Annotated in this window: 10 protein-coding genes; 7 read left to right on the top strand and 3 right to left on the bottom strand. The window is 68.4% G+C overall.

Annotated features, from left to right (window positions below; all coding sequences use genetic code 11):
• Positions 1 to 141: 141 nt before the first annotated feature.
• Complete coding sequence (locus tag G6021_RS15205) at positions 142 to 918, bottom strand: isocitrate lyase/phosphoenolpyruvate mutase family protein (protein ID WP_182641644.1); 777 nt, start codon at positions 916 to 918, stop codon at positions 142 to 144.
• Between the two features lie 327 nt (positions 919 to 1,245).
• Here G6021_RS15205 and G6021_RS15200 point away from each other — a divergent pair, with 327 nt between their 5' ends.
• The 4 genes from G6021_RS15200 to G6021_RS15185 all read left to right on the top strand — a co-directional run bounded on the left by G6021_RS15200 (position 1,246) and on the right by G6021_RS15185 (position 5,742).
• The gene (locus tag G6021_RS15200) at positions 1,246 to 3,480 is read left to right on the top strand and encodes an NADP-dependent isocitrate dehydrogenase (RefSeq protein ID WP_179525636.1); all 2,235 of its coding nucleotides are present in this window, start codon (positions 1,246 to 1,248) and stop codon (positions 3,478 to 3,480) included.
• Between the two features lie 164 nt (positions 3,481 to 3,644).
• The gene (locus G6021_RS15195; protein WP_182641643.1) at positions 3,645 to 3,851 is read left to right on the top strand and encodes a dodecin; all 207 of its coding nucleotides are present in this window, start codon (positions 3,645 to 3,647) and stop codon (positions 3,849 to 3,851) included.
• A 220-nt stretch (positions 3,852 to 4,071) separates the two neighbouring features.
• On the top strand, positions 4,072 to 5,187 hold the full coding sequence (locus G6021_RS15190; RefSeq protein WP_241730981.1) for a N(5)-(carboxyethyl)ornithine synthase: 1,116 nt from the start codon (positions 4,072 to 4,074) through the stop codon (positions 5,185 to 5,187).
• A gap of 33 nt (positions 5,188 to 5,220) precedes the next feature.
• Entirely contained in the window at positions 5,221 to 5,742 is a 522-nt protein-coding gene (locus tag G6021_RS15185) for a nucleoside deaminase (protein ID WP_182611286.1), read from the top strand.
• Positions 5,743 to 5,774: 32 nt separating this feature from the next.
• Here G6021_RS15185 and G6021_RS15180 read toward each other — a convergent pair whose 3' ends face one another.
• Positions 5,775 to 6,443 (bottom strand): mismatch-specific DNA-glycosylase, encoded by a 669-nt coding sequence (locus tag G6021_RS15180; RefSeq protein WP_182641642.1) that lies wholly within the window; start codon positions 6,441 to 6,443, stop codon positions 5,775 to 5,777.
• 85 nt (positions 6,444 to 6,528) lie between these two features.
• On the opposite strand from G6021_RS15180, the gene G6021_RS15175 reads away from it, so the two are divergent.
• Complete coding sequence (locus G6021_RS15175) at positions 6,529 to 7,104, top strand: YdeI/OmpD-associated family protein (RefSeq protein ID WP_182641641.1); 576 nt, start codon at positions 6,529 to 6,531, stop codon at positions 7,102 to 7,104.
• Positions 7,105 to 7,267: 163 nt separating this feature from the next.
• Here G6021_RS15175 and G6021_RS15170 read toward each other — a convergent pair whose 3' ends face one another.
• The gene (locus G6021_RS15170; RefSeq protein ID WP_241731598.1) at positions 7,268 to 7,645 is read right to left on the bottom strand and encodes a hypothetical protein; all 378 of its coding nucleotides are present in this window, start codon (positions 7,643 to 7,645) and stop codon (positions 7,268 to 7,270) included.
• 154 nt (positions 7,646 to 7,799) lie between these two features.
• On the opposite strand from G6021_RS15170, the gene G6021_RS15165 reads away from it, so the two are divergent.
• Positions 7,800 to 9,062 carry an IS256 family transposase gene (locus G6021_RS15165; protein ID WP_182641640.1) on the top strand — a complete coding sequence of 421 codons (1,263 nt, stop codon included), beginning with the start codon at positions 7,800 to 7,802 and terminating at the stop codon, positions 9,060 to 9,062.
• Positions 9,063 to 9,140: 78 nt separating this feature from the next.
• Positions 9,141 to 9,609, top strand: a 469-nt coding sequence (locus tag G6021_RS15160; RefSeq protein ID WP_182609254.1) for a helix-turn-helix domain-containing protein, incomplete at its 3' end; no start/stop codon positions are given.

The raw sequence follows: 9,609 nt of genomic DNA, 5'->3' as shown, positions 1-9,609 counted from the left end.
CACGGCCCACCTACGGATCGAGGCTGCGGCGCCTCGACGCCAAGAGCCGGCGCTCGCAGGCCAAGGCCGGCCGCAGGCGCCCGAGCGCGTCGGACTGAACGTCCGACGCACCGCCTGCCGGGGCGGTCGCTCTGCTGCGACCTACTGGTCGGGGGTCATCCAGTGGGACAGCTGCTCGGTGGAGACCTTGGTGAGCCACATCTGCCACAGCGGTCCGAAGGACACCCGCCGCACCCCCAGGTTCCTGAGGACGGCCAGGTCCCCTGCGCCGTGGCCCTTCACGGGATGAGCGGTCACGTTGACCGGGATCGAGACCGCCCCGACGAGTCTGGTCACCTGGTCGGCGGACGTCAGCCCCACCGGGTAGACCGAGCGCGCGCCGGCCTGCTCCATCAGCACGATCCGCTCGGCCGCCTCGGCGAGCGGATCGGAGAAGACCTCTCCGCCCAGCTTGACCGCGTCGGTGCGGCCGTTGATCACGAAGGGCACACCGGCGTCGTCCGCCGCGCGGCGGGCGCCGGCGATGTAGTCGGCGTGCTCGTGCTTGTCCCGGACCCGGTCGCCCTCGCCGTGGACCACATCCTCGATGTTGGCCCCCACCGCCCCTGCCTCGAGCAACCGCGAGATCAACTCGTCCGGACCGAGCCCGTACCCGGACTCCACGTCCGCGCTCACGGGGATGTCGACCGACTCGGCGATCCTGCGCACCACCCCGAGGTACTCGCCGAAGTCCATCCGCTCACCGTCGGCGCCCCCGATGGCGTCGGCGACCGGGTGACTTCCCACGGTGAGTCCGTGGAACCCCACGTCCGCGGCGGTCCGGGCACTCCAGGTGTCCCAGACGGTCGGGAGGACCACCAGGTCACCCGAGTCGTGTAGAGCGGCCAGTTCCTGTGCCCGTGCACCCACATCGGTCATCGTCGACGCCTCCTCGGCAGTAGCGGTCGTCCCTCGACACTAGGCCTGATGGGACGGACGCGACACCGCCGGAACGCGCCCGCCCCGCGGGGACGGCCCGGCCCGGGACGCCCCGGTCGGGGTCCCCGCCGCCGGAAAACGCCGCGGACGCGTGCGTCGTGGGCCACAGTGCAGGGTGACGCCGAGACGATCACACAACCGCGCACGTGCACCGATCGACCACACCGGGGGGTTCTGGCCACGCCGGCCCGACTCGGGTGATGATGGTGCAGGCGTGCTGATGCCGTTCCACAAGAACACGATCAGCCTGAAAAGAAAAGAGCCGACATGACCCCAGGCAGAACGACGATCATCTACACCCTCACCGATGAGGCCCCACGACTGGCGACGGAGGCGTTCCTCCCGGTCGTCCGCACCTTTACCGACGCCGCCGATATCGATGTCACGACGAGCGACATCTCGGTGGCCGCCCGCATCCTGGCCGCCTTCCCGGATCGGTTGACCGACGAACAGAAGGTTCCCGACAACCTGGCCGAACTGGGACAGATGACCCAGGAACCGGGCACCAACATCATCAAGCTTCCCAACATCAGCGCCTCGGTCCCCCAGCTGAACACCGCCATCGCGGAACTCCAGGCCAAGGGCTACGACATCCCCAAGTACCCGTACGACCCGCAGACCCCCGAGGAGATCGAGGTCGCCGAGCGACTCTCCGCGTGTCTGGGCAGCGCCGTGAACCCGGTGCTCCGCCAGGGCAACTCGGACCGCCGCGCCCCGAAGGCGGTCAAGGAGTACGCCCGGGCCAACCCGCATTCGATGGGCAAGTGGTCGATGGCGTCGCAGACCCACGTCGCACACATGACGCACGGCGACTTCTACGCCGGCGAGAAGTCGATCATCCTCGACCGCGCCTGCGATGCGCGCATGGAGGTGGTGACGCCGGACGGCGAGACCCACGTCCTCAAGACGGTGCCCCTCGAGGCCGGCGAGGTCGTCGACTCCATGTTCATGAGCAAGAAGGCGCTCCTGGAGTTCTACGAGGAGCAGCTGAACGACGCCAAGGAGACCGGCGTCATGTTCTCGCTCCACGTCAAGGCGACCATGATGAAGGTCAGCCACCCCATCGTGTTCGGCCACGCGGTGAGGGTCTTCTACAAGGAGGCCTTCGACAAGCACCACGACCTGTTCGACGAGCTCGGGATCAACGTCAACAACGGCATGGTCGACCTGTACGACAAGATCGAGACGCTCCCGTCCTCCAAGAAGGAGGAGATCATCGAGGATCTGCACCGGTGCCACGAGCACCGGCCGGAACTGGCGATGGTCGACTCCGCCCGCGGCATCACCAACTTCCACTCGCCCTCGGACATCATCGTCGACGCGTCGATGCCCGCGATGATCCGCATCGGCGGGAAGATGTACGGCGCCGACGGCCGCAAGAAGGACACCAAGGCGGTCATCCCGGAGTCCACGTTCGCGCGGATCTACCAGGAGATCATCAACTTCTGCAAGACCAACGGGGCGTTCGATCCCACCACGATGGGCACCGTGCCGAACGTCGGTCTCATGGCGCAGAAGGCCGAGGAGTACGGCAGCCACGACAAGACCTTCGAGGTCCAGTACGACGGCGTCGCCAACATCGTCGACGCCGCCACCGGCGAGGTCCTGCTCTCCCAGGACGTCGAGGCCGGCGACATCTGGCGCATGTGCACCGTCAAGGACGCGCCGATCCGCGACTGGGTGAAGCTCGCCGTGGACCGTGCGCGCGCCTCGGAGATGCCGGCCGTCTTCTGGCTCGACCCGTACCGCCCGCACGAGAACAACCTGATCACCCTGGTGAAGAAGTACCTCGCCGACCACGACACCGAGGGCCTGGACATCCAGATCATGTCCCAGGTGCGTGCCATGCGCTACACCCTCGAGCGCGCGTGGAGGGGCCTGGACACCATCTCGGTGACCGGCAACATCCTGCGCGACTACCTCACCGACCTGTTCCCGATCCTCGAGCTCGGTACCAGCGCCAAGATGCTGTCGATCGTGCCCCTGATGGCGGGCGGTGGACTGTACGAGACCGGCGCGGGCGGATCGGCGCCGAAGCACGTCCAGCAGCTGGTGGAGGAGAACCACCTGCGCTGGGACTCGCTCGGCGAGTTCCTCGCGCTGGGGGCCAGCCTGGACGACCTCGGCCGGAAGGACGACAACCCCAAGGCCACGATCCTGGCCAAGACGCTCGACACGGCGACCGGCAAGCTGCTGGAGAACCGGAAGGGACCGTCCCGCGTCACCGGTGAGCTCGACAACCGGGGCAGCCAGTTCTGGCTCGCGCTGTACTGGGCCCAGGAGCTGGCCGCGCAGACCGAGGACCGGGACCTGGCGGCGCACTTCGCTCCGCTGGCGGAGAAGCTGACCGCGGACAAGGACACCATCCTCGAGGAGCTGCTGTCGGTCCAGGGCTCCAAGGTCGAGCTGGGAGGCTACTTCCAGCCCTCCGTCGACAAGCTGCGGGAGGCCATGCGCCCGAGCGAGACGTTCAACTCCGCGCTCGCGAGCCTCGGCAACTGATCCGACCCGCCCGCCTCACCGCACCCATCGGCCGCGCGCCGGTGGGTGCGGTGTCGTCGGGTCCGGTGTCATTCGGCCCGGTGTCGTCGGGTCCAGTGTCATTCGGCCCGGTGAGGGCACCAGCCGCGATAGAGTGAGCCAGGTCACACAACCTGGAGGGCACCATGAACCACGTCTACAGCGTCACCGAGATCGTCGGCTCCTCCCCCGACGGAACGGACGCCGCGATCGCCAACGCGATCGCCGAGGCCTCCAAGTCTCTCCGCAACCTCGAGTGGTTCGAGGTGCAGTCCGTCCGCGGGAAGCTGGACGGCGACCGGGTGGCCCACTGGCAGGTGACCATCAAGGTCGGGTTCCGGCACGAGTCCTGAGCGTCATCGGACCCGTCCCGCGGGCCGCTCCCGCTCGGCGCCGGGCCGCTCCCCTGTCCGGCCGCATATAGTCGGACCAGGAGCTGAATTCGGTTCCCTGATGATGGGAGTCCGGATGACCGGAACCGCTCACCCGCCCGCCACCACCTCCGCCGCCACTGGCGATGGTGTCTCCCCGGGAGGCGAACTCCTCAGCCTCGGTCTGCTCGCGAGCTCCACCATGGAGAACGAGCGTCGACTCCCGATACATCCCCGGCACCTGGACCGGATCGAGCCGGACCTCCGCGCACGCATGATCGTCGAACGCGGCTACGCCGCCGACTTCCAACTCGATCCCGGCTATGTCGAGTCGCGCGTGGGGCGGGTCGCCGAGCGCGCCGAGGTGATCGACTCCGCTGACGTGCTGCTGCTCCCGAAACCCCAGCTGGGAGAGATGGCCGAGATCCCGGAGGGTCGCGTCCTGTGGGGCTGGCCGCACTGTGTGCAGGACACCGGGTTGACGCAGACCGCGATCGACCGCCGGCTCACCCTCATCGCCTTCGAGTCGATGAACCACTGGACCCGGCAGGGCGACTTCAGTCTGCACGTGCTCCACAAGAACAACGAGCTCGCCGGGTACTGCTCGGTCCTTCACGCCCTGAGCCTCACGGGGTCCACCGGCAACTACGGGCCCCGGCTGAGCGCGGTGGTGATCGGGTTCGGAGCCACAGCGCGCGGGGCCGTCACCGCCCTGAACGCCCACGGGATCCACGACATCCAGGTCCTCACCCAGCGGGGGGCCACGGCGGTGGGCTCGCCGATCCACAGCGCCCACATCACCCAGCTCAACACCGACGAGGGCGCGACCCACCTCAGCACGGTTCCCACCGAGGACGGCGACGTCCTGCTCCCCACGTTCCTCGCCTCGCACGACATCGTGGTGAACTGCACTCTCCAGGACGTCACGGCCCCGTTGACCTACCTGCGGACCGTGGATCTCGAGGAGTTCGCTGCCGGCAGCCTCATCATCGACGTCTCGTGCGACGCCGGCATGGGCTTCGAGTGGGCCGTGCCCACGGGGTTCGAGGACCCGATGTTCACCGTCGGGCAGGGTGTGCACTACTACGCCGTCGACCACAGTCCGTCCTACCTGTGGAACTCGGCCACGTGGGAGATCAGCGAGGCGCTCCTGCCCTTCCTGCGGACTGTCATGGAGGGGCCGGCCGCATGGGATGAGGACCTCACCATCTCCCGCGCCATCGAGATCCGCGAGGGAGTCATCGAGAACCCGCATATCCTGGCGTTCCAGGGGCGTGCCGCCGACTTCCCGCACGCGCGCGTCGGCGGCAGCTCGTAACCCCGCGGGGAGCAGACCCTTCCAGGAGGCACCGTGACCACCACGTCCGACCCCCGCCCCGTCGGGGCCGACGACCTCGTCCATCTCCGCACCTGTGTGGACCTCGCGGGGCAGGCGCTGGCTGCGGGGGACAAGCCGTTCGTCTCTGTGCTGGTCGACGAGGCCGGCGAGGTGCGGTTCGCGGACCGTAACCGCGAATCGAGTGGGGACGCCACCAGGCATCCTGAGTTCGCGATCGCCCGCTGGGCGGCGGAGAACATGCAGCCCGAGGAGCGGGCGTCCAGTGTCGTGTACACCTCGGGCGAGCACTGCGCGATGTGCAGCGCCGCCCACGCGTTCGTGGGCCTCGGGCGCATCGTCTTCGCCTCCAGCGGGGCCCAGTACGCGGGCTGGAAAGCCGATCTCGGCGTGGCACCCGGGCCGCTCGCCCCGCTCGGGATCACCGACGTGGTCCCGGGACTCCCCGTCTCCGGTCCGGTCCCCGCGCTGGCGGAGGAGATCAGAGTGCTGGTCGAGAAGTCCTTCCGGGCCGATCGACGGAGTAACGACGGCTGACGTCGCCGGAAGTCGGGTGACGACGGGCCGGTTCAGCGTGCACCGGGGTCCCCGGTCCTCTCCACCGCACCCCAGACCTCCCGCCAGTGCGCGGCCAGGGAGTCGAGGGTCTCGTGCGCGTTCAACCCGCTGGGTTGCGGCAGCACCCACAGCACCACGCCACCGGGCCACCCCGGTACATCTGAGGTGTCCTGCTCCCCGTAGCCGGCCTTCGGTCGCGCGAAAGCAGTCCGGAAAGCCGTGACCCCCGCGACCGCAACGACCGCCGGACGCAGCTCCCCGGCAACCGTGGCCACCCGGGCCGCACCCGCCCGCAGTTCCTCACGGGTGAGCTCGTCGGCCCGCGCGGTCGCCCGGCCCACGAGGTTCGTCATGCCGATGCCCCGCGAGAGCAACTGCCACTCGTCTGCGGCCGAGAACCCGGTGGCGGCGTCAACGAGGTGATCGGTCAGTCCCGCCCGGTGCAGTGACGGCCAGAACCGGTTCCCCGGCCGCGCGAACGGCGCGTTGACGGCTGCCGTCCACAGCCCAGGGTTCACACCGACGATGAGTAGCCGCAGCCGCTCGGCATCCGCGGGCAGGACGTCGTCGACCGCGTGCGGATCATCCGTGGCGAACCGGGCGAGCTCGTCGCGCCTCGGACGGCGCCCACCCAGAGGAGAAGGACGCCGCGGGATGCCGGTCACGACGATCTCAGCCATGGTGCGAGGTTAGCGCGGCACCTGACCGGGCGGGCGCGACGCATAGAGGACACACTCAGGCCTCTTCACCTGACAGGCTGGGACCATGAGCCCGACGGACAGCCCTGACGCACCGTTGATCGTGGCGAACGTCGACCGGTGGCGCGAGTGGCTGATCACGAACGACGAGAGCTGCGACGGGACCTGGCTGATGCTCGCCAAGAAGGGGGTCACCTCCCCCACCTCGCTCTCCTATCAGGAGGCGCTCGAGGAGGCGCTGTGCAGCGGGTGGATCGACGGGCAGCGCAGGTCGCACGACGAGAAGACGTTCGTGCAACGGTTCACCCCCCGCCGCGCGCGTTCCATCTGGTCACTGCGGAACGTCGAGATCGTCACCCGCCTCGCCGAGGATCGGAGGCTGCGCCCGCGGGGCGTCGCCGAGATCGAGCGGGCGAGGTCCGACGGCCGCTGGGACCGCGCCTACGCCGGCTCCGCGTCAGCACAGCTCCCCGAGGCCCTCGTGACCGCGCTCGAGGCGACGCCGGCCGCAGGGGCCGCCTTCGCCCGACTCACCCGCGCCGAGCGCTACAGCGCGATCCACCCACTCCTGATCGCCCGGGACGACGCCACTCTCGAGCGACAGGTCGGACGGCTGATCTCGCGGCTCACGTCACCGCGATAAGGTCCCCCACGCGACATGATGTGACGACGACGAGGGCGGCAGTCGCCACGGCGAGACGCCCCGCGCACGGGACGCGATCCCTCTCCGCAGGGATCTGGGATGATCTCCACTCCCAGTGTTCGGGGCCGGCCGACGGTTGCAGCCGATGACGCTCGAGCTCTCGCTAGTGGGCATCTCCGTTAGTTCGTCGGGGGTCGGTGATCCAGGCGGTGGGGTCGCCGAGGTAGAGGCCGCAGGCGGTGTCGAGGGCTTCTTCGGGAGTGCCTGAGGGCCATCCGTTTGGCAGGGCGGCTTGTTGGTAGTCGTTGTGGCTGGCGCGGTAGATCGCAAAGCCCCAGTTGCTGGCTGATCCGGCGTAGCGCAGTCGGCAGAGCTTGACTTCGTCGCCGTCGGTCAAGGTGGCATCGACGTAGGCAAACCCGGCCCGGTAGCGGGTGTGCAGTTCCTGGATCTGGGGCCACCGTTCGGACGCGCGCGCCAGGAGTTTCTGTCGCAGTGAGGTCTGGGTCGACTCGGGAATCTTGGCCATGATCTCCATCATCGCCGCCGCCCGTTCTCGCCCTCGACTTCCGGCTTGTTCCGGCGTGGCGGCTTGGCGGTCGCCTCCGGCTGAGGGTGTTTCATTGAGTGTGTAAGGGTCCGGTCTCGAACCGAGGTGTGACCTACGGGTTTCGCCTCTTGGAAGGATTGACCGAATGACCGAAATTGCTGATGTCCAGAACCCCTTGGCCGGGGTGCTGAGCGCCGATCAGATCGACGCCATGGTGACCGCCGCCGAGGAACTCGGGCAGGGCCGCCACGGGGTCGAGGAGCTGCTGACGCAGATGACCAAGGCGGTGCTGGAGCGGGCCATGGAAGCCGAGCTCTCCGACCACCTGGGCTACGAGGCCGGCGACCCCGCCGGCCATGGGACCGGTAACTCCCGCAACGGCAAGACCACCAAGCGCGTCCAGACCCTCCAGGGTCCCGTGGAGCTGACCGTGCCGCGGGACCGCAATAGCTCGTTCGAGCCGGTGATCGTCCCGAAGCGGGCCCGTCGACTGGGCAAGGTCGAGGACATGATCCTGTCCCTCTACGCCCGCGGCATGACCACCAGGGATATCGGCTCACACCTTGAGGAGATCTACGGCTCCACCGTCTCCGCCGCGACCATCTCCCGGGTCACCGACGTGGTCACCGACGAAATCGCCCTGTGGCAGTCCCGGCCGCTGGAGACGGTGTATCCGATCGTCTACATCGACGCGATCTGGCTCAAGATTCGCGACGGCGGCGTCGTGGCCAATAAGGCCTGCCACGTGGCCGTAGGCGTCGATCTAGAGGGCCGCAAGCAGGTGCTGGGACTGTGGCTCGGTGCTACCGAGGGGGCCAAGTTCTGGGCAGGCGTCCTGGCGGAGATCCGCAATCGGGGCTGCAAGGACATCCTGATCTTGTGCTGCGACGGACTGACCGGGCTGCCGGCCGCGGTCAACAGTGTCTACCCCGAGACGGTGGTGCAGACCTGCGTGGTGCACCTGCTGCGCTCGGCCATGAAGTACGCCTCCTACGCCGACCGCAAGACCATGGCCAAGGACATGAAGCCGATCTACACCGCGGCCACCGTCCAGGCCGCCGAGCTGGCGATGGAAGCCTTCGCCGAGACCTGGGGCACCAAGGCGCCGGGGGCGGTGATGGCGTGGCGCAATGCGTGGGAGGACTTCACCCCGTTCCTGGCGTTCACCCCCGAGATCCGCAAGGTCATCTACACCACAAACCAGATCGAATCGATCAACTACCAACTCCGGAAAATCACCAAGACAAGGGGCTCATTCCCCTCAGTCGAGGCGGCGATCAAACTGGTCTATCTGGGCATCCGAAACATCGAAACCACCCGCGGCGGCGACCTCGGCACCGGCACACAGGGATGGCACCAAGCGCTCAACGCCTTCGCCGTGCAATTCCCCAACAGACTCCCACTCTGACCACCCGGCAGAGGGGCTAACCGACCGGCCCTTACACAGAAAACTTGACACGCCCCTCCGGCTGGGCCAGAAATGAACATGCCTCCCACCAGCGCCGACATCGTCATCCTCACCGACAAGGAACGCGACGAGCTGACCCGCCGCGCGAACGCTGCCCGCTGTGCGCACCGTGACGTACTGCGCGCCCGGATCGTCCTGGCCGCCGCAGACGGTGACGCGAACGCTGTGATCGCCCGCGACATCGGGGTGTGTGACGACACCGTGCGCCAGTGGCGTCATCGCTTCTGCGCCGAGCGCCTCGAGGGGCTCAAAGACCGGCCCCGCTCGGGACGGCCGCGCGTGTTCACCCCCGTCGAGGTCGCCCAGGTCAAAGCGTTGGCGTGTACGCGTCCGGCTGACCACGGTCTGCCGCTGACCAGATGGTCGGCCGCCGAGCTGAGAGCCCACGCCGTGGCCACCGGGCTGGTGCGCCCGGTGGCCACGGCGACGATCGGGCGCTGGCTGGCCGCCGATGCGATCAAGCCGTGGCAGCACCGATCGTGGATCT

Origin of the sequence: Dietzia sp. CW19 (assembly GCF_014145265.1) — a bacterium.
In the GTDB taxonomy this organism is placed as follows: domain Bacteria; phylum Actinomycetota; class Actinomycetes; order Mycobacteriales; family Mycobacteriaceae; genus Dietzia; species Dietzia natronolimnaea.
This window is presented reverse-complemented; position numbering and strand designations above follow the sequence as displayed.

Coding starts and splice junctions, on each gene's coding strand:
- G6021_RS15190 (WP_241730981.1), top strand. CDS start 4,072: ATGGAGAACGAGCGTCGACTCCCGATACATCCCCGGCACCTGGACCGG.
- G6021_RS15170 (WP_241731598.1), bottom strand. CDS start 7,645: ATGATGGAGATCATGGCCAAGATTCCCGAGTCGACCCAGACCTCACTG.
- G6021_RS15165 (WP_182641640.1), top strand. CDS start 7,800: ATGACCGAAATTGCTGATGTCCAGAACCCCTTGGCCGGGGTGCTGAGC.
- G6021_RS15205 (WP_182641644.1), bottom strand. CDS start 918: ATGACCGATGTGGGTGCACGGGCACAGGAACTGGCCGCTCTACACGAC.
- G6021_RS15200 (WP_179525636.1), top strand. CDS start 1,246: ATGACCCCAGGCAGAACGACGATCATCTACACCCTCACCGATGAGGCC.
- G6021_RS15180 (WP_182641642.1), bottom strand. CDS start 6,443: ATGGCTGAGATCGTCGTGACCGGCATCCCGCGGCGTCCTTCTCCTCTG.
- G6021_RS15175 (WP_182641641.1), top strand. CDS start 6,529: ATGAGCCCGACGGACAGCCCTGACGCACCGTTGATCGTGGCGAACGTC.
- G6021_RS15195 (WP_182641643.1), top strand. CDS start 3,645: ATGAACCACGTCTACAGCGTCACCGAGATCGTCGGCTCCTCCCCCGAC.